We start from the raw sequence: 22589 nt of genomic DNA, 5'->3' as shown, positions 1-22589 counted from the left end.
CTAGACGACGGTGGAGCCGCCCGCATCAGCCTCCTGCGCCTGGTCCTGCGTCTCAAACTGCTTGCGCATGGTGAACAGCTGGCGCACAGTCTCCTCCTGGACGGCCTCGTTCATCGCGTTGAACATGTCGCCACCCTCCTTCTGGTACTCCACCAGCGGATCGCGCTGCGCCATCGCGCGCAGGCCGATGCCCTCCTTGAGGTAGTCCATCTCGTAGAGGTGCTCGCGCCACTTCGTGTCGATGATCGGCAAGATCACCATGCGCTCCAGGTTGCGCATCTGCTCCTCGCCGCCAATCGACGCGACATTCTCCTCCAGCTTGTCGTACTGGGCGTTCGCGTCGTCGAGCAGCGCCTGACGCAGCTGCTCCGAGGTCAGCTCGCCGGCGCGACCGTACGCGTCGCCGTCGATGAGCTCCTGAGCGCTAACCGTCGGTCCGTACAGGGAATCCAGCGCGTTCCACAGGCCGTCGAGGTCCCAGTCCTCCACGTACCCCTCAGCGGTCGCGCCGTCGACGTAGGCACCGATGGTGGAATCGATCATGCGGCGCACCTGGCCGGCGATGTCCTTCGAACCCAAGATCTCCTGGCGCTCGCGGTAGACCACCTTGCGCTGCTCGTTGAGGACCTCGTCGTACTTGAGCACGTTCTTGCGCATCTCGAAGTTCTGGTTCTCCACCTGGGACTGCGCGCCCTTAATGGCGTTGGAGACCATCTTCGCCTCAATCGGCACATCGTCCGGCACGTTGAGGCGGTTCATCATGTTCTCCATGGACTGGCCCACGAAGCGCACCATGAGCTCGTCGCGCATGGACAGGTAGAAGCGGGTCTCGCCCGGATCACCCTGGCGGCCGGAGCGGCCGCGCAGCTGGTTGTCAATGCGGCGCGACTCGTGGCGCTCGGTGCCGATGACGTACAGGCCGCCGGCCTCGCGCACCTCGTCGCCAAGCTGCTGGGAACGCTCCTTCGCCGCCGGGAGCTGCTCGTCCCAGGCCTCCTGGTAGCGCTCCGAATCCTCCAGCGGGTCCAGACCCTGCGCCTGCAGCTTCGCGTCCAGGAGGATCTCCGGGTTGCCGCCGAGCACGATGTCGGTGCCGCGGCCAGCCATGTTGGTGGACACGGTCACCTTGCCCGGCAGACCGGCCTCGGCGATGATGCGGCCCTCCTCCTCGTGGTACTTCGCGTTAAGCACGTTGTGCTCCACACCCTTGCGGGTAAGCAACTGCGACAGGTACTCGGAGCGCTCCACCGAGGTGGTGCCCACCAGCACCGGCTGGCCCTTGGCGGCGTGCTCCGCGATGTCCTCCGCCACGGCGGCGAACTTCGCCTCCTGGGTCTTGTAGATCAAATCGTCGCGGTCCGCGCGCTGGTTCGGGCGGTTCGGCGGGATCTGCACAACGTCCATCTTGTAAATCTGGTGCAGCTCCGCCGCTTCCGTCTCAGCGGTACCGGTCATGCCGGACAGCTTGTCGTAGAGGCGGAAGTAGTTCTGCAGGGTCACCGTGGCCAGGGTCTGGTTCTCGTTTTTTATCTCCACCTGCTCCTTGGCCTCAATGGCCTGGTGCATGCCCTCGTTGTAACGGCGGCCTGCCAGCACGCGGCCGGTGAACCCGTCCACGATCATGACCTCACCCTGGCGGATGATGTAGTCCTTGTCGCGCTCGAACAGCTCCTTCGCCTTAATGGCGTTGTTGAGGTAGCTGACCAGCTGCGAGTGCTCCGGGGCGTAGAGGTTGTCAATGCCCAGCTGGTCCTCGACAAACTCCACGCCCTCCTCGGAAATACCCACGGTGCGCTTGCGCTGATCCACCTCGTAGTGGATGCCCTCGCGCATGCGCGGCGCGAGCTGTGCGAACACGTTGTAGAACTGGCTGGAGCCGTCCACCGGGCCGGAAATAATCAGCGGAGTACGCGCCTCGTCGATGAGGATGGAGTCCACCTCGTCCACGATGGCGTAGTTGTGGCCGCGCTGAACCATATCGTCAACGGAGCGCGTCATGTTGTCGCGCAGGTAGTCGAAGCCGAGCTCGTTGTTGGTGCCGTAGGTGATGTCGGCGGCGTACGCCTTCTTGCGCTCGGGCGGGCGCATCTCGGACAAGATCACACCCACTTCCAGGCCCAGGAAGTGGTGCACGCGGCCCATCATCTCGGCGTCGCGCTTAGCCAGGTAATCGTTGACCGTGACAACGTGCACACCCTTGCCGGACAGGGCGTTGAGGTAGGCCGGCAGCACGGAGGTCAAGGTCTTGCCTTCACCGGTTTTCATCTCTGCGACGTTGCCGAAGTGCAGGGCGGCGCCGCCCATGATCTGCACCTTGAAGTGCTTCTGCCCCAGCACTCGCCAGGAGGCTTCGCGGGCGGTCGCGAACGCGTCGAGCAGGATGTCGTCCAGGCTCGCGCCGTCTGCGATCTTGTCCTTGAACTCGGCGGTCTTGGCCTTGAGCTCCTCGTCGGTCAGCGCGGAGTACTCGTCGTCGAGCGCCATGACCTGATCGGCGATCTTGGCAAGGCGCTTTACGGTGCGCCCCTCACCGGCGCGGAGCAGCTTTGACAGTCCAAACACGTGTGCAAAGTCCTTTACTGATGGGTTGACAGGGCCAAGGTGATACAACCGGCCATTGTACGCACGCCTCCCGGGGTATAGACAACCCCATAGGCACAATTGCCTATCGACGAACCCCGCCCCAGCCCAGAACCATAGACAGAACTGAGCCGGGGCGCGGTTTAGTAGGTTGAGCTGCGGTTACTCGGCCTCCCCTTCCGGGGCGAGCTCGATCAAGCCGTAGTCGAACGCGTGGCGGCGGTAGACCACTGCCGGGCGGTTGGTTTCCTCGTTGATGAAGAGGTAGAAATCGTGGCCCACCAGCTCCATCTCACTCAGCGCGTCGTCCACGCTGCGCGGCGCGTTGGGGTGCACCTTGGAGCGCACGATCTGGCCCGGGACGATGTCCTCGACCTGGTCTGCGTACGGGTCCACGTCGTACTTGCCGGCCTCCTGGGCGGCGCGCTCCTGCTCGGCCTTCGCGTCCGCCTCCATCTCCGCGGCGATCACGCCGGTGCTCTTCGGCGCGCGGTGGCCGGACATCGCGATGTTGCGACGTGCCTTGACCTTGCGCAGCGAGCGTTCCAGCTTGTCCACGGCGACCTCGAGCGCAGCGTAGAAGTTCTCTTCCTTCGCCTCGGCGCGGGCCAGGTGGCCGGAGCCGGTGGCGGTGATCTGGATGCGCTCCGCCTCCGCCTCGCGGCGCGGGTTCTTCTCGTGCTGCAGCTCCACGTGGAACGACTTCAGCGTCGGGTCAAGCTTTTCAATCTTGGCCAGCTTGCCGTTCACTCGTTCCTGGAAATGCTCTGGGACCTCGACGTTTCGCCCGGTGATGGTGACCTGGGCGTCCGGGCTCAGCGTCTCTTGGATCGGGTTACGGTCTGCAGACGTCATCTGCGTCCTCCCTTGCGGTAGTAGGAACTGTGTCCACCACCACTATACAACTGGTTATGACCAATTCGGCCGGTTTTGACGAAAGCTCGCTACCCTGCCCGACACATCGCGGCGGAATCTGTCAGGCTGGCCCTTGAGGCCCAGGTCGGCGCAAACGGCCGCCGTCATCTGTCAGGAATCCGCCGCCAAGCCCCCGCCAAGCCCCCGCCGGGACCCCGCCGCTACGCCGCGCACAGCGCCACACACGCGGCGACGTCTGCCCCGCGCGAGAGCAAAAGAGTGGCACTGGCCTGCAGCGTCGCGCCGGTGGTGACTACGTCGTCGACAAGCACGACCCGGCCGGCGGGCACGCCGGAAATGCGCACGCGCCCCGAAAGGTTGGCCCGCCGCCCGGCTTCGTCCAGGCCGGACTGGTCCGCCGTCCGCGGGTCCAGCGTGAGCACCGGCGCCACCCGCCTGCCGGTGGCGCGGCAGACCTGTTCCACCGGGTCCCCGCCGCGCGCCCGTGCGGAGCGGGTGCGCGTGGGCGCCGGCACCAGCACCGCCCCGGCAGGGATCTCGCCGCGCGCCTCCAGGTACTCCAGCGCGGCCGCGAGCACCGCGCCGACATGGCGGCGCACAGCCAGGTGATTGCGCTCCTTCATGGCCAGGATCACCCCGCGGTGCGGGTCGGCGTACGGTCCGAGCGCGAACACCGGCGCGTGCGGGGTGGTGTTGGGAAATACCCGCTGCGGTGGCGTCGCCAGGCCTTCGCGGCACGCAGGGCACAGCAGCGGCCCCGGCGCGCGACAGCCCGCGCATTTCCGCGGCAACAGCAGCTCGCCGACTTGACCGAATATCTCCCCCATGCGGGAAAGGCTAGCGCGAAGTGATTGGCAGCGCGCGCACGCCTTCCAGTCCCGGCACCTCGCGCCAGATCGGGTTGTCCGCACCGGAGGCCGGCACCTGCAGCAGCGCGTTAGCGTCGGTGACGTATAGCGTGCTCGGCGACGCCGCCACCGCCACCACCGGCGCCGAGATGTTGCCGGCGGACATCGCGGTCATGGAGGAGCCGTCCTGCTCCACGCGCATCACCGGGGTGGTGGAGGTCGTGCCTACCAAGAGGGATCCGTCCGGGCGCCAGTCTGCGGAGATCACGCTGCCTGAGAGCTCATGGGCGTACTCGTAGACGTTGACGATGGAACGCTCGCCGGAGGGTTGCCGGCGCACGATGCCGGTGTAGAGGCGGCCGTCGATCACCATGACCACCCGGGTGCCGGTGCGCGACAGCCGCAGCACGGAAATGTTGCCGTCCACGCCGTCGGGCAGTTCCACCTTGACCTCGCCGGTGGTCAGGCTGCCGGTGGCGGCGGACTGCACCGTGCGCAGGATCCGCTTGCCGTCGGCCACCGTCCACACCGCCGCCGCGTCAGGTTCAAAGGCGGGGCGGGTGAACGTGCCCGCGCGCATGACCTCGGCCTCGGATCCGTCAAACTTGCCGACGCGGAAGATGTCGTCTTCGGCATCGCCGGGTTTGCCGAAGATGGCGGCCCACTCGCCGTCGCTGGCGATGTCGGCGAAGATGACGTCGTTGGCGGCGCCGAGAGTGCCATCCACCGGCTGTGTAGAGCGCTCGTCCACCCGGACGACCTTGCCGCCTGCGAGGGCGTACAGCTTGGTTTCGCCGACGGTTTCCACCAGCGGGCTCGCGGCGATGAAGTCGTCGGTGTCGAGGACGTCGGTGCCGTCGATAAGCGGTTGCCCGTCGGCCTTGAGCTCGTAGGGCCCGGTGACACCCGCGGTGGCGAGCGTCCACACCACCTGGGCCGCGAAGCGGGCGCGTTCGTCCTCGCTCACGCCGGCGAAACCGGTGAAGGTGTAGGCGCCGTCCTGCTCTCCCGTGTAGGACACGCTCGAGGGCAGCGATCCGGTGAGCGCGGGCCGCAGCCGCTCCGAGGGGCCTTCCATGAGCAGCCCGATCAGGTCGCTCGCCAGCGTTTCGCGGCGCGAGTGCACCCAGCGGCGGTCGGTGACCAGCTCCCGGTCGTCCTGGTCGAAGAAGTACAGGTTGTACGGCTGGTACTGGTTGCGCAGCTCCGTGCGCTCGAACACGACGCCTTCCGGCAGCGAGGAGATGCGCCATTGCCCGTCCACCATCTCCATGTCGATGGTGGCCTCATAGTCTCCGCGTTCCGGCGAGTATGAACCGCCGGAGCGCACCACTCCGACGACTTCGCCGTGCACCGAGTAGCTGCGCTGCCCCACTGAGGATCCCGGCAGGGTGGTCATGCCGATGCTGTCCACCACGAGTTTCTGCCCGCTCGGGTCCCACGCGGCGGAAGCGCCCTCGGTGAGGTAGGCGCGCGCCGCCTCGTAGTCGCTGTCGGGGGTGGCAGAGGCATGGTAGAAGTCGCGCAGCAGAAGGTCCGATTCCTGGCCGTCCTTCGGCCCCGCGGCCTGCGTTTCCGTCTCCTCGGGCGCGAAGGAGCGGATCACATGCGGCGCCGAGTTCGTGGGCAGCGAGGCGCAGCCGGCGGCCAGGGTCGTCAGCGCCACCGTGAGGCAGGCGAGTGTTTTACGCATCGGTGTCCTCCTGGAGCCTTCGCTTATCGACGTCCAAAGGTGCCCCTCCATCAGCTCCCCCGTCGCCGCCGGCTGCCGCGTCACCGGCGCCTTCGGTGTCCTCCGGGGCGTCGAGCGCTTCGGGGGCGATAGCGCGCGGCGCCTCGAGCGGAAGCGGCGATTCCGTGAAACCGGCCTCGATGTCGCGCGGCAGCACGAGGCGGAACTGCGAGCCCACCCCGTACTCGCCGATCGCATCTAGCACGCCGCCGTGCAGCTGCGCATCCTCGCGGGCGATGGCCAGGCCCAGCCCGGTGCCGCCGGAGTGGCGCTTGCGGGACTTGTCGGCGCGCCAGAAGCGGTTGAACACCAGGTCCTCTTCGCCTGTCTTCAGGCCCACGCCGCCGTCGGTGACGGTGATCGCCACCGCCTCGTCGTTGGAACGCATGCGCACGGTAACCGGGTTGCCTTCCGAGTGGTCGATGGCGTTGGCGATGAGGTTGCGCACCACGCGCTCGATGCGGCGGGCGTCGCCTTCCAGCGTCTGCGGCTCGTCCGGGATGTCGAAGATGACGTCCACGTCCAGCTCCTCGGCCAGGTGCTGGGTTTGCTGCCAGGCGGACTCCACCGGCTGGCGGGCGTCCACGTTCGCCGCGGAGAGCTCAGCCACGCCCGCGTCGTGGCGGGAGATCTCCAGCAGGTCGTTGAGCAGCGCTTCGAAGCGGTCTAACTCGCTGGTCATCAGCTCCGAGGCGCGCTTCGTCGCCGGTTCCAGCGAATCCTCGTTCGCCGCGATCAGATCCGCCGCCATGCGCACCGTGGTCAGCGGAGTGCGCAGCTCGTGGGAGACGTCGGAGGTGAACTGGCGCTGCAGCGAGCCGTACTCCTCCAGGTTGGCAATCTGCTTGCTCAAGGTGTCCGCCATGTCGTTGAAGGACATGGCCAGCACGGCCATCTCGTCCTCGCCGTCGACAGGCATGCGCTCCCGGAGGTGGCCTGATGCGAAGCGCTGCGCGGTGCGGGAGGCGGAGCGCACCGGCGCCACAATCTGCTGGGACGCCAGCCAGGAAATGCCCATCAGCAGCACCACGACGATCACCGCGGCGGACGCCAAGATGCCGCGCATCAGCGCGACGGTGGAGACTTCGCTTTCCATGTTCATCACCAGGTACAAGCGAAGGTTGGGGATGTCGGCGTTGGTCGGGGTGCCCACAATCAGCGCGTCGTAGGCCGAGCCGTCCGGGCGCTCCACGGTGGCGAACTGGTAGGCCACGTTGCCGTCCCTGACGTAGTCGCCCAGCCGCTTCGGAATTTGGTAGGCCTCCGGCGACGACGTCACAGCACCGTTCGGCGCCTCCACCACCAGCACAGGCTCGTAGAAGCTGGCGGAGTCGCCGCTTTCCTGCGCGCGCTGCGTCAACCCGGCGCGCGCCGAATTCAGGCGCGCCTGCAACGAGGCGGAGGAGCCGGAGTTGGCCAGCTGGTATTCCACGGTCGAACGCGCGCGCTCGATTTCCACAGTGGCGGTTTCGATCTTGGCTGCGGTGATGCGGTCGGTGACAACGGACGCCAGCGCGAAGCCAAGCATAGACATCACGACCGTGGACACGAGCAGCACCGTGCCCACGAAGCGGACCTGCAGCTTCGTGGACCAGGCGTGCCGCACCCGGTCGCCGACACGACGTATGGCGTCCAGGTGCTACACCTCCGACTTACCGGTCTTGTAGCCCACGCCGCGGACGGTGAGGATGATCTCCGGGTTTTCCGGGTCGTGCTCAATCTTGGAGCGCAGGCGCTGCACGTGCACGTTGACCAGGCGTGTGTCGGAGGCGTTGCGGTAGCCCCACACGGACTCCAGCAGCTCCTCGCGCGAGTGCACCTGGTTCGGCTTGCGTGCCATCTCCACCAGCAGGTCGAACTCCAGCGGGGTCAGCTGGATCTCCTCGTCGCCGCGGGTGACGGTGTGCTGCGGCACGTCCACGGTCAGGTCGCCGACCTCGAAGACGTCCGCCGGAGTCTCGTCCGTGCGGCGCAGGCGCGCGCGGATACGGGCGACAAGCTCCTTCGGCTTAAAGGGTTTGGTGATGTAGTCGTCCGCGCCGGACTCCAGACCCAGCACAACGTCCACCGTGTCCGTCTTGGCGGTGAGCATGACCACCGGCACCGCGGACTCCTTGCGGATCTCGCGGCAAATGTCGATGCCGTTCATCCCCGGCAGCATCAGATCCAGAAGGATCAAATCCGGGTCGAACGAGCGGAAGGCGGGCACCGCCTCGGCACCGTCCGTCACGGAGCTGGTCTGGAACCCCTCGGCCTCCAGCACGATTGTCAGCATCTCGTTGATCGCCGGGTCGTCGTCCACCACGAGGATCTTCGGTGCCATGCGTCCTCCTCTATCCTTTTCGCGCTGAGCTGGCCTTACTGCGCCAGCTCGCCCACTACCTGCATGATAACCGCCGGTTCCGACGTGCGAAGCCACCGGCTCGCCCAGTTGCGCTCCGCAAGCTCGGCGTACGCCTGAAACGTCGCCACCTGCAGCGCCACGTCGCGCTCGTAGCGGTCCCGGGTGCGCGTCGCGTCCTGTTCCTCGCGCGCCTCCGCGCGCTCGCGCGCAACGTCCGGGGTGGTGTCCACCAGCACCTGCAAGTCGGGCTTGGGCAGCCCCAACTTTCCAAACTCCAGGTCGTGGACCCACTTCACGGCGGCCGGATCGCCCGTGCGCGCGCTCGTGTACGCCGCGTTGGAGGCGACATAACGATCCAGGACGATGACGCTGTGCGGGTCGCCAGCGAAGCCGTCGAGAAGCTGCTTCGCCCCATGCCTGTCCAGGGCGAACAGGGTGGCCATACCGAACGCCGAATCCGTCAGGTCGCCCATGCGCCCATGCAAGGCGTCGTGCGCCAGCTGCGCATGCACGGACGTTTCATAGCGCGGAAACGCCAGCGTCTCAGCGCCGAAGCGCTCCTTCACCGCAGTGACTAGCGTGTTCTTGCCCGCGCCGTCGATGCCTTCAACTGCAACAATCATTCAGCTACGCCAGCGCCTCGAGGAACTGCTCCAAGTCCTCCTCAGTGTCCGCCTCCTCGAGCACGGAAGCGGCAGACTCCACCAACTGCTCGTCCATCTCGTCCGGGCGCAGGCGGATAAACGGGTACGTCTCCGCAATCTCGCCGGCGGAAAACGGCGCGCCCGCCCAGATCGCCGCGATGGTGGCTGCGGCCTGGCCGTTGAGCAGCTCTTCCTCAGAAGAATCCTGCTTCGCGGCGAGGAGCACCGCGTCACGCACCGCTTCAAAAACATCCTCGAAATCAAGATCGACTAGCTCGTCCAGGAAGTCCGTGTTGGCATCGACCGTGAAAATCTGCTCGTCCCAAGTACTCACTGCGGCGCTCCTTCCGTAGATGGTGCGCGAGCGGGCGCCCGCACAACGTGTCGCACCCATTTGTATACGGCAAAACGACGCTCCGGGGCACTCAAACGCAAAACAACTCGCCGCGCAGGGGTTCCCCATTTCACGATGACGTGCTATAAACAGTGCTACGAAGCCAAACGTTACCAAGTTGTAACCAATGCGCGGGCCGGAAACGCCCGCGGGAGGAGTCACCGTGGAAGGGACAGCACGCCGGGTAGCCGTGTTCATCGGCGCAGGTGCACTGCTTGCTGCCGTCGTCGGTTTCACGGTGTGGGCGACCTCCGCACCCGGCCAGAACAACCGCGCCGGGTTTACCGCGGAAGCCGCGGGCACCACTGGCAACAGCGCCGCTTCCACCACCTCGAGCCCGACAACGGAGACGGTGACGGAGAACCTCACGCACACCCGCACCGTGCGCAGCTCCACCAACTCCCCCGACAACGGCCCCGCCGCGCACCACGGCGCGGATGCGGGCGCGGCGGGAGCGACAGGCTCCGGCGCAGGGCGCGCAGGCGCTTCCATGCCCACCGGCTACAACGCGGCGCACGACCCCTACCTGCCGCCGCACGCGGTAGTCGCTCCGGCGCAGGAGTCCACGCAGCCGTCGCGCGTGTACCGCCCGTCCAACATCGTGCCGTCTCCGGCCCGGCCCATGGCCGCCCCGCAGGGTGCCAACCCGGCGGCGGAGCCCACTCCGGCCTCCGCGGACAACCGCACCACCTCCCAGCAGACGCCGGGCAGCACCCCGCCGCGCGAGCCGGGCAACGGCGGCGCCGCGCAGACGAGCACCGCCGCCACCCCGGCACCGGGTGGATCCGAGGTGCAGCCGTCGGAGGCCACCGAGCCGACGCACACCCCGGCAGCGGAACCGTCGAAGCGCCCGGATCAGCCGCAGACCACGCAGCAGCCGGAGCAGTCTGAGCCAACCGCGCAGCCGGGCCACGGCTCTGGTCCGTCGCACGTGCCGGACGGAATCCAAGAGGGCTCCCCGTCCGAGCCTGGATCCCCCGCCGCGCAGGAAGACCAACGCCCGGAGATGCGGATGCAGGGCGCAGGAGTCGCAGCGCAATCGGTCCCCGGCACCGAAAGCGCGGCAGACGCCGCACCGCAGGGCAGCGCTCAGCCGAGCGAGGCGCCACAGACCCCGGATGCCGCCACGGGAGGCAATAAGGCGCCGGCACCCGTCGCGGGCAAGGAAGACGTCGCAGGCTACCCGCGCGAGAAAGAAGGCGTGACGGCCCGCGACGTGATTGACAAGATCACCGGCCGCTAGACCGTCGCCACAAACACCTGGGTTTTGCCGGCTGCGGTGATTTCCGTCGCCGCCTCGCTCGCCGGGACCCAGGCGCCGTTGCCCTGCGTTAAGACGAACCCGTCGGCGCCGCGCACTTCGCCGGCGGTGCACAGCACGATCGCGGGGCCGTCTTCGTCGACGGCCAACGTGTCGCCGTCGTCAAGCGCATGCATGCGCACCGCGAAACTGTCCACAGGAAGCTGGAACTCCACGCCGCCGTGCGACGGGGCCGTTTCCGCCCGCGGGTTTTCCAGGGTGCTGAAGTCCAGCACCTTCACCAGCTCCGGCACATCCACGTGCTTGGTGGTCAACCCGCCGCGCAGCACGTTGTCGGAGTTGGCCATGACCTCCACGCCCAGACCGGACAGGTAGGCGTGGAGCTGGCCGGCGCGCAGAAACGCCGCCTCGCCCGGCGCAAGCGTGAGCACGTTGAGCAGCAGCGCCGCCAGCACGCCCACATCGCCCGGGTAGGTCTGGTTGAGCTCGAGGTAAACCTCGGCGGCCTCCACCATCCACGCAGGGGCTGTGCGCTTATCGACGAGCTCCGCCGCAGCACGCTTCACCGATTCGATCAGCTCCACCCGCGGCTGGTGCGGCAGGGAAATCAACGTGGTGAACAGCGCGCGCAGATCCCCTTCGCCATCCGTGGGCAGCAAGGTGGCGTAGCGGTCCAGCTCCGGACTGCTCAGCTCGGCGAAAAACGCCGCGGTGTCCTGCACCGGGCGGAACCCGGCCAGCGCGCGGAACTCGGTCAGCGCGACGATGAGCTCCGGTTTGTGGTTCGGGTCCTTGTAGTTGCGGTTCGGGCTGTTCAGCTCGATGCCCTCGGCGTTTTCGCGCGCGAAGCCTTCCTTGGCCTGCTCCAGCGAGGGGTGGGCCTGAATGCTCAAGGGCGCGGCCGCGGCGAGCAGCTTGACCAGAAACGGCAGCTGGTCGCCGTGCGCGTCCTGCACGCGCTTGCCCAACGCGGCGGCCGGGTCGGCGGCGATGGCGTCGTCCAGGCCCTGCCCGTTCACCGTCGCCGGGGCCGCCGGGTGGGCGCCGAACCAGAGTTCCGCCTGGGGCTGCGGGCTCGGCGAAGGCTCGCCGCGCAGCTGAGCGATCAACGTGTGGGAGCCCCAGGGGTAGGGGCGCAGAGCTCCTTCAAGGTGCTCCATGGTTCTCCTTCTACTCCTCCGAGGCGGCGGCATCGGCGGCGTCGGCTGCAAGCGCCGTCGCCGCGTACGCCCTGGCAACCAGGCGCGCCGCACGGGCCGCCGGATCATCCACGTCCGTCTCCACGGACTCGACCCGGCTGCCCGCCGAGACCACCGGGCTGGCGGTCCCGCACGACCAAACAACGGTTGTTAAACCTACCAGCTTCGCGGGGCCGTCGATGTAGGGGTCGTGGAACAAATCGTCCGCGCCAGCCGTGGAATTGCCCTCCTGAGCACGCTCGACGGCGAAGGGAAGTTCCTCCGCGCCCACGGCGGAAGCAGGGATGCCGTGCGTGGACCACAATGCCGCCACCAGCTCTGCCACCGCGCTTCCTGCCCGCCCGACGCCGGTGTGGAGCACACGGGCGCCCTCGGCCTGCGCGCGCAGCTTTCGCGCGGCGTTGACCGCCACGTCGCGCCTTGGTGAGACAGACTCCAGCTCGGCGTCCACTTCCGCCGCCAGGAGCTCGAACCGCTCCGCCACCACTTCGGTTGGCTGGCGCAGCGCGGCAAGCACCGCCCCGACCACGGCGCAGGTGCGAAGCGGGGAGGCCCCAGCGGTGTCGGGCAGGGCGGGGATGGCGGTGGTGGCCTGTGGTGCGTCGTCAAGCAAGGGCCCCTGCTTCGGCCCGGCGAGAATGGTTTCGGCGCCGCGGTTGGCCGCGGTGATCAACCCGCGCAGATCCTCCTCGCGGCCGGCATTGTCGCCGAGCACCACCACGACATCGAGCGCCCCAACGTACGCGGGCAGCTCGTCTGCGACCACCACCGGCACCTCGAGCGGGGCGGCGAACGCCGCCACCGCACGCGCCGCGGCCGCAGCGACCTGGTCCGTGGCAAGCACGACCACGCTGCGGGGCTCAAGCCCGCGCAGCCCCGCAAGCAGGTGCGCCGCCTGGCCCACGGCGCGCAGCTGGGCGCCCTCGTGGGCGATGTCGAAAAACAGGGCGTCTTCCCTGGAAAAACCGTTCATACCCCGCGAGCGTACGCGGGGATGGTTACGCGCGGATGATGCCGAGGATTTCCTCCGTCAGCGCGTCGACTTCTTCGCGCGTCGGCGCCTCGGCATTCAGGCGCAGCAGCGGCTCGGTATTGGATGCGCGCACGTTGAACCACGCCTTGGAGTCCTTCAACTGCACCGTCACGCCGTCGAGGGTGTCCACGGATTCCGCGCGGTCCGAAAACGCGTCCACCACACGCTGCGTGGCCGCAGCCTGGTCGGCGACCTCAGAGTTGATCTCGCCGGAGGCGGTGTAGCGTTCGTAGGCGCCCATCAGCTCGCTCAGCGGCGCGTCCTGTTCCGCCAGCGCTGCCAGCACGTGCAGCGCGGCCACCAGGCCGGAGTCGGCGTTGAAGAACTCGGCGAAGTAGTAGTGCGCGGAGTGCTCGCCGCCGAACAGCGCGGAGTGCTCCGCCATCTGCGCCTTGATGTAGGAGTGGCCCACGCGGGTGCGCACCGCCTTGCCGCCGTGCTCTTCGATCAGCTCCGGCACCGCACGCGAGGTGATCAGGTTGTGGATGATCGTCGCGCCCGGGTGCTGCTCAAGCGTACGGGTGGCAATCAGCGCGGTGATCGCGGACGGGGAGACGGCCTCGCCGCGCTCGTCCACCACGAAGCAGCGGTCCGCGTCGCCGTCGAAAGCCAGGCCGATGTCTGCGCCCTGCTCCACGGTGAACTTCTGCAGGTCCACCAGGTTCTTCGGGTCCAGCGGGTTCGCCTCGTGGTTGGGGAAGGTGCCGTCGAGCTCGAAGTACAGCGGGCGGATGTCCATGTCCCCCAGCACCGCCGGCACCGTCATGCCGGCCATGCCGTTGGCCGCGTCCACCGCGACAACAAGCTTGCGGCGCGTGGGCACCGGCACAAGTTCGCGCAGGTAGGAGGCGTACTCCTCCAGGGCGTCATGCTTATCGACGACTCCCGCTTCCCCCTCGTACCCCGGCACGCCCTCGAGGATCATGCGGCCAATCTCGCCCAGGCCGGTGTCCGTGGACACCGGGGTCGCGCCCGCGCGGCAGAGCTTGATGCCGTTGTACTGCGCCGGGTTGTGCGAGGCGGTGAACATCGCGCCGGCGCAGTGCTGGGTGCCGGCGACGAAGTAGAGCTCGTCGGTGGACGTCAGGCCCAGCAGGGTCACGTTGATCCCCTGGCTGGCGGCGCCTTGCGCGAAGGCGTCTGCAAGCGCCGGCGAAGAGGGGCGCATGTCGTGGCCGACAGCGATGCGGGTCTCGCCTTCCCCGCGCAGGATGTGCGCGAACGCCGCACCTGCGGTGCGGACGAAGTCCTCGTCGATGGTCTCGCCGACGACGCCGCGGACGTCGTACGCCTTGATAACGCTCTTCAGCGTCTCTGCTGTGTGCTCAATAGCCATGCGCGGTATCTTATCGCGCGCCCCCGACACGGGCCTGCGCAGACCGCTGTTGCTACTGCTCTGCCTCCGGGTCCGGCACGATGCGCAAGTGCGAGCGACGCGCCGCCTTGGCAGCCGCGATCTGCTCCTCCACCCGCTTCGTGCGGTGCACCGGGTGGTTGGAGGTGTCCGGGTTGTTGAAGTCTTTCTCCGCCGAGTACTCGATCGGGTCCTGGCCGGTTTCCACCAGCCCGGTGGTCACCCTTCCTGCTTCGCGCACCGCCTCCGCGAGTGCGGTGATGTCGGTGTTCTCCTCGTCCATTTCATCGTCGTCAAGCTCGACGTGCTCGACGCGGACAAGCTCCCACCCCACCGGGGCGGTGATGTGCGCGGAGTGGCGCTCGCACAAGTCCCAAGCGTGCGGGTCCGGGGTGGGCGCGAGCGGTCCAACCACTGCCGTCGAATCCGCGTACGCGTAGATCAGCGTGGCCACAGCGGGCCGGCCGCACCCGGGGCGGCAACAACGGCGGTAAATATTCACGGCGCCAAGTCTAAACCCCACATTGAGATTTCGATAGTGCAACGCGGCGCGCCCGCGCCACCTTTGCCGCGCGGGGCAATAGCATTGCCAGCTATGAGCTCGACAGGCCCCTCCCACGTGCAACCGGCCCGCAACCGTCACGGCCGGGGCGTGCGCGGGCCCATTCTGCCGGTCGGCGTGCCGCGCTACCGCACCCGCGCCGACAGCTTCGACCAGCTGGTCATCGACGCCTACGCACCACTGCACAACCAGTACTTCAACGAGCTGGCCGGCGTGGATCTTGCAGTCGACACCATCCCGCGCATGCGCTTACACCCCGACATGACGGTGCTACCCGACGAGATCATCGCCGACGGCCCAGTGCCGCTCGGGCGCGTATTGCAGGCCGGCGTGGATAAGCACGGCAACCCCACTCGAGCACGCTTTGTTGTGTTCCGCATGCCTATCGAGCACCGTACTGCGCATACACAAGAGCGGTCAGAACTCATCACATGGGTTCTGACCGCTCTTGTTGCCAATTACCTCAACTTGGATCCGAGGACTATCTCCCCAGACTTCCCCTGGTAAGGCTTAGCCGATCTGCTTTTTCAGGCGGCGGCGCTCACGGTCGGAGAGTCCGCCCCAAATGCCGAATCGCTCGTCGTGCTCGAGTGCGTACTCCAAGCATTCGTCGCGTACGGCGCATGCCTTGCAGATTCGTTTCGCCTCACGGGTGGAGCCGCCCTTCTCGGGGAAGAACGCCTCCGGGTCGGTCTGGGCACACAGTGCCTGGTCCTGCCACTCCTGCTCGACGGCGCCGAACAACTCGTCGAGGGTCATCCCTCCTGCGGCTGCGCCGCGGAGGGTGGCGTCTGCCTGGTTTTCCACGCCATTACCTTCCTTAGTTGCTTGTCGGTCGTATAAGAGTGGTGACCGCAGTTCCCAGCGGGCGGGTTCTGCGGATGACACTGCTGTGATTACACACCGAGACACTAAATAGCTGCAACCAGAATTCTGCAGTTTTCACCCATCGGACCCCATTTCCCACGTCGCTCGTCACACGAGTCACATCAGTCACACGCGGCGGGAGATGGGGGTAGGCGCAGGGGGTACTACATCTAGTAGTGGTGCGGATTTGAGCAACTATTTGCCGGTTTTGGCGTGTCGCTTACGCGTCCGGAGAGAAACGCACTCCCGAATCCGGGATTTCCACGCCCGGCCACACGCGCATGCCCGCCTGCAGCTCGCAACGCGCGCCAATAGTTGCGCCCTCGCCGATCACGCAGTCCGTGATCCGCGCGTTCGCGCCGATCCGCGCACCAGCGGCGATAATCGAGTTGCGCACCATTGCGCCAGGCTCGATGGTCACGCCGTCGAAAATCACCGAGTCGTCCACACGCGAGCCGGCCCCGATCTCGCAGCCGCGGCCCACAGCCGTGCCGCCGATGAGGATGACGCCGTGCGCGACGCCAGCGGAGTCGTCCACAAGCGACTCGCCCGTACGCCCCTCGAGCAACGGCGAGTACGCGATGCCGCGCACCACATCGGAAGACCCCTGGACGAAATCGTCCGGGCGGCCCATGTCGCGCCAGTAGGACGAATCCACGTGGCCGACCACCTTCGCGCCCGCCTCCAGCAGACCCGGGAACGTGTCGCGCTCCACCGACACCACGCGCCCGGCCGGGATCTGCTCGATCACAGAGCGCTTGAACACGTAGCATCCGGCGTTGATCTGGTCGGTCGGCGGATCCTCCGTCTTCTCCAAAAACGCCAGCACGTTGCCGTCCTCGTCGGTAGGCACCGAGCCGAACGCGCGCGGATCCGGCACGCGCACCAGGTGCAGCGTCACGTCGGCGTCCTTGTCCACGTGGGTGGTGGCGATGGCGGACAGGTCCGCACCGGAGAGCACGTCGCCGTTGAACACCATGGCGTTGTCGTAGCGCAGCTTGTCGTACACGTTGCGGATGCCGCCGCCGGTGCCGAGGGCCTCTTCCTCCACCACGTACTCGATTTCCAAGCCGAACTCGGAGCCGTCGCCGAAGTACTCCTCGAACACCTCAGCCTTGTACGACGTGCCCAGCACCACGTGGTTCATGCCTGCCGCCTTGATGCGGGCGAGCAGGTGCGCCAAAAACGGGTAGCCCGCGGTGGGCAGCATCGGCTTCGGGGTGGACACCGTCAGCGGGCGCAGACGCGTGCCGCGCCCGCCCACCAGGATCACCGCGTCCATCTCAGTGACTGCCCCGTCGGGCGCCTGCGCGGCGCCGATGTGCTCCGAAGTTGCCATTGCTTGTCCTTTTCTTCCTGGTGTTTGTGGTCTAACTAAGTATCGGTGCGCCGCCGCGGTTTGCGCAGGCCAAGTTGGAACGCCCCGCGCACCTTCAGCCCGAGCCACAACGCCCACCGCAGCGGTGCCTGCCACGGGTGCGGGTGCCTGTCGCGCTGGAAGCGGTAGGCCGAACCGTGATGGGCGGGCACCGTGACCTTGCGGAACTTGCCCGCCACGTGGCCCTGGTCGTGCAGGATCACCGACGACGGGCAGTACAGGTTGTCCCACCCTGCGCGCGTAAGCCTGTCGCCGAAGTCGATGTCTTCGAGATACATGAAGTAGCGCTCGTCGAAGCCGCCGATGGCATCGAACGCGTCCCACCGCACCAGCAGGCACGCGCCCGAGAGCCATCCTGCGGTGCGCTGGACGTGCATGTTCGCGTCCGCCTTGTAGGCGCGGGAAAACGGGTTGCGCGGCCAGACGTCGTAAAGCAATGCATGCCCGATGCCTGTGGCAAGCCCGGGCACCTCGCGGGCGCTCGGGTACGCGGAGCCGTCCGCTTCCTCGATGCGCGGGCCCGCCGCCCCCACCTTTGGAGCGGCGTCGATGCAGCGGATCAGCTCGTCGATGCTGCCCGGGCCGAACTCGACGTCGGGGTTGACGATGAGGAAGTAGTCGTTTCGGATCGCATTCGCTTCTCGACGCTCCGCAAGCGCCGCGGCCGCGACATTAATCGCCGCCCCGTAGCCAATGTTTCCGCCGGTGGGAAGGAATTCCACGCGCTCGTGCTGAGCGGCGGCGCGCTGCGGCGCACCGTCGGTGGAGCCGTTGTCCGCGCAGACCAAATGCACCTCGCCGCGCGTCGCCGCGTCGAGCGACGCAATCAGGTGCGACAAATGCTCGCCCGGCGAGTACGTCACCGTGATCACCGCGAGCGGCGCGTCAGTCGGATGGAGAGAGTCAGCGTTCACAATGGCTGGAATCATACCCACCAGTGGGGCCGAAATTGGTGTACGGCACAGGCACTGCGGCAGGGATTCAGGCGGGGATGTCGTATACTTCCCCGCGTGACTGACCCCAACCGCCGTGCCCGCGACATTCAGGCGGCACCATCGCGAACGCGAGACGTGTCCCAGTCCGGCCACCCCGTGATCAAAGGGGTCCTGGCGGTGGTCTCCGCCCTGGCCATCACTCTGTCCGGCGTCGGCTACTTCGCCGTCGGCCGCCTGGGCGGGCAGCTGTCCGCCTCAGAGCTGGACGTGAGCTCCCAGAGCAAATCCAAGGGCAAGGGCAACAAGGACGACGCGGTGCTCGACGGCGCGGTGGATATCCTGCTCGTCGGCTCCGACTCGCGCACGGACGCGCAGGGCAACCCCTTAAGCGAGGACGAGCTCGCCCGCCTCAACGCCGGTGTGGCCGACGGCGAGATCAACACCGACACCATCATGGTTGTCCGCATCCCGGAGGACGGCTCGAAGGCGACGGCCGTTTCCATCCCGCGCGACACCTACGTCCACGACTCCACCTACGGCAACCTCAAGATCAACGGCGTTTACGGCGCCTACGCTGCCGACAAGCGCGAAGAGCTGGTCGAGGAAGAGGGCATGTCCGAAGGCCCCGAGCTGGAGCAGCGGGTCGCGCGCGCGGGCCAAGAGGGGCTGATCGACGCGGTGGCCGACCTCACCGGCGTGGAGGTGGACCACTTCGCGCAGGTGGGACTGCTCGGCTTCGTCCTGCTCACGGACGCCGTGGGCGGTGTGACCGTGTGCCTCAACAACGCTGTGGACGAGCCGCTGTCCGGCGCACACTTCCCCGCCGGCGTGCAAACCCTCAACGGCACCCAGGCGCTGTCGTTCGTGCGCCAACGCCACGACCTGCCCCGCGGCGACCTCGACCGCATTGTCCGCCAGCAGACATTCATGGCGTCGCTTGTGCGCAACATGCTTTCCGCGGGCACCCTGACCAACCCGGCACGCCTGCGCGAGCTGGCCAACGCAGCGGAGCGCTCCGTCACGCTGGACAAGGGTTGGGATGTTGTCCGCTTCGCCCAGCAGCTTTCCGGCCTGGCGGGCGACAACGTCACGTTCACCACCATTCCGGTCACCTCCGTCAACGGCATCGGCGACTACGGCGAATCCATCATCACCGTCGACGTGGCCCAGGTGCACCGGTTCATGGAAGACGCGGTGGAGCCCGAGCAGGAAGAAGAGGACACCACCGAGACCTCCGACTCGCCCGACTCCACCGACTCTGCGTCGTCCTCGACGCTTGGCACCCAGGATGTCATCGTGCTCAACGCTGGCGCCGTGCCGGGCCAGGCGGGCCGCGTCGGCGAGGAGCTGGGCAAACAGGGCCTCCAGGTCTCCGAGGTGGCAAACGCCATGGAGGGCCTGTACTTCCAGAGCCAGGTGTTGGCCGCCGACGCCAACGACCCCGCGGCGCAAGAACTCGCCCGCATCCTCGGCGGTGTGCCTGTGGTGGCCAACGCCTCGCTCGAGCCGGGCACGATGGTGGCCGTCGTGGCTGACGATTACGCCGGACCGGGTGTTTTGACCGAGGATGAAGCGCAGCAAGAGGCGCCGGTGGGCACCCCGGGCGAGGATTTCGGCGCGACCGTGGTCGGCCCCGAGATCACCGCCGACGGCGACAGCCCGCGCTGCGTGAACTAGCCCCGCCCCATCCCACTGTTTGGGAATGCAATTCCAGAATTTCCCAAAACTGGAGAAAACCCTGCTCGCACTTTGGTAAAACCAGAATGCATGACTCGCACATCACGGCCCGAGCCATCGCCAGACACCACCACAACTGCCAACAGGGTTCACGCGCCCGAGAAGCAGAGCGCGACCGACCGCGTCCTGGGCACCATCGAGAAGGTGGGCAACAAACTCCCCGAGCCGTTCACCCTCTTTTTGCTTTTGTTCCTCATCACCGCCGTCATCTCTACGGTGATGGCTTGGTCCGGGGCCCAGGTCCAGGTCCCCGGCTCAGACGAGGTCCGCCCCATCCACGGGTTCTTCACCAAGGAAGGCCTGGCCTGGTTCACCGTGAACCTGGGCGAAAACTACGTCGGCTTCCCGCCGCTGGTTTACGTCCTGCCCATCATCCTGGCCGTGGGCATCGCAGAGCGCTCCGGCATGCTCTCGGCGCTGATCCGCCGCTTGTTCGGCTCCGCCAACACAACCGTCCTGCCCTACGCGGTGGGCCTGATCGGCGTGTCCGCCTCCCTGATCGCAGACCCGGCTTTCATTGTCATCCCGCCGCTGGCTGCCATGGTGTTCAAGGCCGCCGGCCGCCACCCCGTCGCCGGCCTGCTGGGCGGCTTCGCTTCCGTGGGCGCCGGTTACGCCACGTCGATCCTGCCCGGCTCCCTGGACGCGCTGTTCGCGGGCATCACCAACTCCGTCATGGAGGCGCTGCCCAGCCTCGAGGCGAACGAGGTCACGGTGATGTCCAACTACTGGTTCAACATCGCCTCCGCCTCCATTCTGGGCTTCATCGCCGGCCTGATCATCGACAAGGTGCTGGAGCCGCGCCTAAACAAACTGGGCGTGCCCACCGAGGTCGCGCCCGGCGAGGACGCTCCGGACCTGGACCGCGACGGCAACGAGATCACCGCCGAGCTCACCGCAGCCGAAAAGCATGGCCTGACCGCCACGCTGTGGGCCACGCTCCTGCTCACCGTCGCAGGCACCGTCGCCGTGCTGGTGCCGGGCTCGCCGTGGCGCAACGAGGAAGGTACCTTCCTGCCGGATTCGCCGCTGATGCAGTCCACCGTGTTCATCGTGGTGCTCTACTTCGTGGTCATGGGCCTGGTCTACGGCAAGGCCGCCGGCACCGTGAAAAGCGTCACCGACGTCACGGACATGATGGGCTCGTCCATCAAGGAAATGACCGGCTTTCTGGTGCTGGCGTTCATCCTCGGCCAGTTCATCGCACTGTTCAACTGGACCGGCATCGGCACCTGGACTGCCGTCAAGGGCGCGCAAGCCCTCGAGTCCGCGGGCATCGGCGGTTTCGGCGCAATCCTCGCATTTGTCGTCCTCGCCTCCTGCCTGAATCTGCTGGTCATCTCCGGCTCCGCGCTGTGGACGCTCATGGCCGCAGTATTCGTGCCCATGTTCGCCCTGTTGGGTTTCGACCCGGCGTTTATCCAAGCCGCCTACCGCGTCGGAGATTCCGCAACGCAGATCATCACCCCGCTCAACCCGTACATCATCGTCATCCTCACCCAGCTGCGCCGCTACGAACCAAAGGCTGGCATCGGCACCCTGATGTCGCGCCTGATCGTGTTCACGGTGGTGTTCTGGATGTTCTGGCTGGTACTGCTGTTCATCTGGTACCAGTTCGACCTGCCGTTGGGGCCGGGCGCGGCGATCATGTTGGCGTCGTAAAGCAATTGCCCCTTACGATGGGCGGGCATGAGCATGCTCGCACCGCTAATGCAGACTGACCCGTCGACGCCGCGCCTGACCGTCTACGACGACTCGCGCGGCGTGCGCATGGATTTTTCGGCGCAGACGCTGGACAACTGGGCCAGCAAGGTCGCCAACATGCTCGATGAGGAATTCGACGCCGGCGACGAGGTCGCCATCGACCTGCCGGTGTCGTGGCAAGCGGCGGTCATCGCCATCGGCGCATACAACTCCTCGCGCACCCCGCTTATCGACGCCTCCGGTGCCCCCGCCCCCGACCTCATCTTCACCACCCTGGATGGTGCCGCGCGGTGGAGTGAGGTGCCCGATTGCGTGGTGGTCTCCGACGACCCGTTCGGCCGCGGCGTGGTGGAAGCCGGCGGTGAACTGCCCGTAGGCACCGTGGACTTCGGCCCCACCGTGCGCTTCTACGGCGACGACTACTTTGGCGCCTCCCCCGCTTTGAGGTCGTTCGCCGTGCCCGGCATTGAGGCGGAGCGCTACCTGGTGCAGGACTGGCACACCACTGAGGAGTTCGCCGCGAACGTGCTCGGCCCCATCGCCGCCGGCGGCTCCGTCGTAGTGGTCACCGGGCTGGTCTCCACAGAGAGGCTGCAGGAGATCGCCGAGACGGAGAAGGTCACCCGCTTCATCGACGGGCAGTAGCTTCGGAGCGGGACCGGCGCTGGGCCTGTGGCGGGGCAATCAGGCGCGGTCGGTTATTCTGTGGCGGATACACCCGTGCTCACGCCCATGAAGGGACTGCTCATGCTCATCAGCTCTTTCTCTCGCCGCGCCATCGCCCCCGCGCTCGCCGCCGCCCTCGTCGCGGGCGTTGCCCCGGTGGCCACCGCCGCCCCGGCAACCGACACCGCATCTGGCCAGGAAAAACAGTCCAGTGGCCCGGGCAGCTCCGAGTACACCCAGGACGAAATCGACAACGCCAAGCGCTTCGCTGGCCTGCTCGCCAGCATCCTCGCCATTGTGGCCACCATCGGCGCCGCCGGCCTGTACTTCGCCGGCCCGCACCTGGGCCTGAACCTTCCGGGCCTGCAGAAGTAACACTTCCGGCCGCGCGGACCCTCCCGTTGCACAAACCCTGAGGAAGCGCCCCTGAGCTTGGCCGTTTTTGGGCGGCGGGATCAAGCGGTTAATGCGCCAC

21 protein-coding genes are annotated in these 22589 nt (G+C 67.2%); 6 read left to right on the top strand and 15 right to left on the bottom strand.

Annotation, left to right across the window (positions count from 1 at the left end):
- From secA to HMPREF2791_RS06575, 8 genes are all read right to left on the bottom strand, one after another.
- Positions 1 to 2562 carry a preprotein translocase subunit SecA gene (gene secA / locus HMPREF2791_RS06610; protein WP_070844809.1) on the bottom strand — a complete coding sequence of 854 codons (2562 nt, stop codon included), beginning with the start codon at positions 2560 to 2562 and terminating at the stop codon, positions 1 to 3.
- Between the two features lie 180 nt (positions 2563 to 2742).
- Positions 2743 to 3435, bottom strand: coding sequence for a ribosome hibernation-promoting factor, HPF/YfiA family (gene hpf, locus HMPREF2791_RS06605; RefSeq protein ID WP_070476159.1), 693 nt, complete (start codon positions 3433 to 3435; stop codon positions 2743 to 2745).
- A 221-nt stretch (positions 3436 to 3656) separates the two neighbouring features.
- The gene (locus HMPREF2791_RS06600) at positions 3657 to 4283 is read right to left on the bottom strand and encodes a ComF family protein (protein WP_070476156.1); all 627 of its coding nucleotides are present in this window, start codon (positions 4281 to 4283) and stop codon (positions 3657 to 3659) included.
- A 10-nt stretch (positions 4284 to 4293) separates the two neighbouring features.
- A complete protein-coding gene (gene lpqB / locus HMPREF2791_RS06595; RefSeq protein ID WP_070476153.1) occupies positions 4294 to 5997 on the bottom strand; it encodes an MtrAB system accessory lipoprotein LpqB in 1704 nt (567 codons plus the stop codon).
- Positions 5990 to 7642, bottom strand: coding sequence for an MtrAB system histidine kinase MtrB (gene mtrB / locus HMPREF2791_RS06590; protein WP_210383740.1), 1653 nt, complete (start codon positions 7640 to 7642; stop codon positions 5990 to 5992). The genes lpqB and mtrB overlap by 8 nt, the downstream gene beginning before the upstream one ends.
- 33 nt (positions 7643 to 7675) lie before the next feature.
- Positions 7676 to 8359: an MtrAB system response regulator MtrA gene (gene mtrA / locus HMPREF2791_RS06585; RefSeq protein WP_070476151.1), complete on the bottom strand. Its 684-nt coding sequence runs from the start codon at positions 8357 to 8359 to the stop codon at positions 7676 to 7678.
- A 35-nt stretch (positions 8360 to 8394) separates the two neighbouring features.
- A complete protein-coding gene (locus HMPREF2791_RS06580; RefSeq protein WP_070476148.1) occupies positions 8395 to 9003 on the bottom strand; it encodes a dTMP kinase in 609 nt (202 codons plus the stop codon).
- Positions 9004 to 9007: 4 nt separating this feature from the next.
- Entirely contained in the window at positions 9008 to 9358 is a 351-nt protein-coding gene (locus tag HMPREF2791_RS06575; RefSeq protein ID WP_070476145.1) for a hypothetical protein, read from the bottom strand.
- Between the two features lie 223 nt (positions 9359 to 9581).
- On the opposite strand from HMPREF2791_RS06575, the gene HMPREF2791_RS06570 reads away from it, so the two are divergent.
- On the top strand, positions 9582 to 10661 hold the full coding sequence (locus HMPREF2791_RS06570; protein ID WP_141764939.1) for a hypothetical protein: 1080 nt from the start codon (positions 9582 to 9584) through the stop codon (positions 10659 to 10661).
- On the opposite strand, the gene manA is transcribed toward HMPREF2791_RS06570, so the two are convergent.
- From manA to HMPREF2791_RS06550, 4 genes are read right to left on the bottom strand one after another with little or no spacing between them, the layout of a single operon-like run.
- Positions 10658 to 11839: a mannose-6-phosphate isomerase, class I gene (gene manA, locus HMPREF2791_RS06565; protein ID WP_070476140.1), complete on the bottom strand. Its 1182-nt coding sequence runs from the start codon at positions 11837 to 11839 to the stop codon at positions 10658 to 10660. The genes HMPREF2791_RS06570 and manA overlap by 4 nt on opposite strands.
- A gap of 10 nt (positions 11840 to 11849) precedes the next feature.
- The gene (locus tag HMPREF2791_RS11855; protein WP_070844807.1) at positions 11850 to 12851 is read right to left on the bottom strand and encodes a hypothetical protein; all 1002 of its coding nucleotides are present in this window, start codon (positions 12849 to 12851) and stop codon (positions 11850 to 11852) included.
- A gap of 25 nt (positions 12852 to 12876) precedes the next feature.
- Entirely contained in the window at positions 12877 to 14247 is a 1371-nt protein-coding gene (locus HMPREF2791_RS06555; RefSeq protein WP_070844806.1) for a phosphomannomutase/phosphoglucomutase, read from the bottom strand.
- 52 nt (positions 14248 to 14299) lie between these two features.
- On the bottom strand, positions 14300 to 14767 hold the full coding sequence (locus HMPREF2791_RS06550; protein ID WP_083327920.1) for a DUF3499 domain-containing protein: 468 nt from the start codon (positions 14765 to 14767) through the stop codon (positions 14300 to 14302).
- Positions 14768 to 14860: 93 nt separating this feature from the next.
- On the opposite strand from HMPREF2791_RS06550, the gene HMPREF2791_RS06545 reads away from it, so the two are divergent.
- Positions 14861 to 15334, top strand: a complete 474-nt coding sequence (locus HMPREF2791_RS06545) for a metallopeptidase family protein (RefSeq protein ID WP_070844804.1) — start codon at positions 14861 to 14863, stop codon at positions 15332 to 15334.
- Positions 15335 to 15337: 3 nt separating this feature from the next.
- Here HMPREF2791_RS06545 and HMPREF2791_RS06540 read toward each other — a convergent pair whose 3' ends face one another.
- The 3 genes from HMPREF2791_RS06540 to HMPREF2791_RS06530 all read right to left on the bottom strand — a co-directional run bounded on the left by HMPREF2791_RS06540 (position 15338) and on the right by HMPREF2791_RS06530 (position 18001).
- On the bottom strand, positions 15338 to 15586 hold the full coding sequence (locus tag HMPREF2791_RS06540) for a WhiB family transcriptional regulator (RefSeq protein WP_171194374.1): 249 nt from the start codon (positions 15584 to 15586) through the stop codon (positions 15338 to 15340).
- Positions 15587 to 15914: 328 nt separating this feature from the next.
- On the bottom strand, positions 15915 to 17033 hold the full coding sequence (locus tag HMPREF2791_RS06535; RefSeq protein ID WP_070844803.1) for a mannose-1-phosphate guanylyltransferase: 1119 nt from the start codon (positions 17031 to 17033) through the stop codon (positions 15915 to 15917).
- Positions 17034 to 17068: 35 nt separating this feature from the next.
- The gene (locus HMPREF2791_RS06530; protein WP_070844802.1) at positions 17069 to 18001 is read right to left on the bottom strand and encodes a glycosyltransferase family 2 protein; all 933 of its coding nucleotides are present in this window, start codon (positions 17999 to 18001) and stop codon (positions 17069 to 17071) included.
- A gap of 81 nt (positions 18002 to 18082) precedes the next feature.
- Between HMPREF2791_RS06530 and HMPREF2791_RS06525 the strand changes: the two genes are divergently transcribed.
- From HMPREF2791_RS06525 to HMPREF2791_RS06510, 4 genes are all read left to right on the top strand, one after another.
- Positions 18083 to 19684: an LCP family protein gene (locus tag HMPREF2791_RS06525; protein WP_070844801.1), complete on the top strand. Its 1602-nt coding sequence runs from the start codon at positions 18083 to 18085 to the stop codon at positions 19682 to 19684.
- 90 nt (positions 19685 to 19774) lie between these two features.
- Positions 19775 to 21406, top strand: a complete 1632-nt coding sequence (locus HMPREF2791_RS06520; protein ID WP_083327919.1) for an AbgT family transporter — start codon at positions 19775 to 19777, stop codon at positions 21404 to 21406.
- A 27-nt stretch (positions 21407 to 21433) separates the two neighbouring features.
- Positions 21434 to 22093, top strand: coding sequence for a TIGR03089 family protein (locus tag HMPREF2791_RS06515; RefSeq protein ID WP_070844800.1), 660 nt, complete (start codon positions 21434 to 21436; stop codon positions 22091 to 22093).
- A gap of 102 nt (positions 22094 to 22195) precedes the next feature.
- On the top strand, positions 22196 to 22489 hold the full coding sequence (locus tag HMPREF2791_RS06510; RefSeq protein WP_070844799.1) for a hypothetical protein: 294 nt from the start codon (positions 22196 to 22198) through the stop codon (positions 22487 to 22489).
- The last annotated feature ends 100 nt before the right edge of the window (positions 22490 to 22589 follow it).

The organism is Corynebacterium sp. HMSC034A01, from assembly GCF_001838175.1.
GTDB lineage: Bacteria > Actinomycetota > Actinomycetes > Mycobacteriales > Mycobacteriaceae > Corynebacterium.
This window is presented reverse-complemented; position numbering and strand designations above follow the sequence as displayed.

Coding starts and splice junctions, on each gene's coding strand:
- mtrA (WP_070476151.1), bottom strand. CDS start 8,359: ATGGCACCGAAGATCCTCGTGGTGGACGACGACCCGGCGATCAACGAG.
- HMPREF2791_RS06520 (WP_083327919.1), top strand. CDS start 19,775: ATGACTCGCACATCACGGCCCGAGCCATCGCCAGACACCACCACAACT.
- HMPREF2791_RS06530 (WP_070844802.1), bottom strand. CDS start 18,001: ATGATTCCAGCCATTGTGAACGCTGACTCTCTCCATCCGACTGACGCG.
- manA (WP_070476140.1), bottom strand. CDS start 11,839: ATGGAGCACCTTGAAGGAGCTCTGCGCCCCTACCCCTGGGGCTCCCAC.
- HMPREF2791_RS06510 (WP_070844799.1), top strand. CDS start 22,196: ATGCTCATCAGCTCTTTCTCTCGCCGCGCCATCGCCCCCGCGCTCGCC.
- HMPREF2791_RS06540 (WP_171194374.1), bottom strand. CDS start 15,586: ATGACCCTCGACGAGTTGTTCGGCGCCGTCGAGCAGGAGTGGCAGGAC.
- HMPREF2791_RS06545 (WP_070844804.1), top strand. CDS start 14,861: ATGAGCTCGACAGGCCCCTCCCACGTGCAACCGGCCCGCAACCGTCAC.
- HMPREF2791_RS06535 (WP_070844803.1), bottom strand. CDS start 17,033: ATGGCAACTTCGGAGCACATCGGCGCCGCGCAGGCGCCCGACGGGGCA.
- HMPREF2791_RS06600 (WP_070476156.1), bottom strand. CDS start 4,283: ATGGGGGAGATATTCGGTCAAGTCGGCGAGCTGCTGTTGCCGCGGAAA.
- HMPREF2791_RS06515 (WP_070844800.1), top strand. CDS start 21,434: ATGAGCATGCTCGCACCGCTAATGCAGACTGACCCGTCGACGCCGCGC.
- HMPREF2791_RS06555 (WP_070844806.1), bottom strand. CDS start 14,247: ATGGCTATTGAGCACACAGCAGAGACGCTGAAGAGCGTTATCAAGGCG.
- HMPREF2791_RS11855 (WP_070844807.1), bottom strand. CDS start 12,851: ATGAACGGTTTTTCCAGGGAAGACGCCCTGTTTTTCGACATCGCCCAC.
- hpf (WP_070476159.1), bottom strand. CDS start 3,435: ATGACGTCTGCAGACCGTAACCCGATCCAAGAGACGCTGAGCCCGGAC.
- HMPREF2791_RS06580 (WP_070476148.1), bottom strand. CDS start 9,003: ATGATTGTTGCAGTTGAAGGCATCGACGGCGCGGGCAAGAACACGCTA.
- lpqB (WP_070476153.1), bottom strand. CDS start 5,997: ATGCGTAAAACACTCGCCTGCCTCACGGTGGCGCTGACGACCCTGGCC.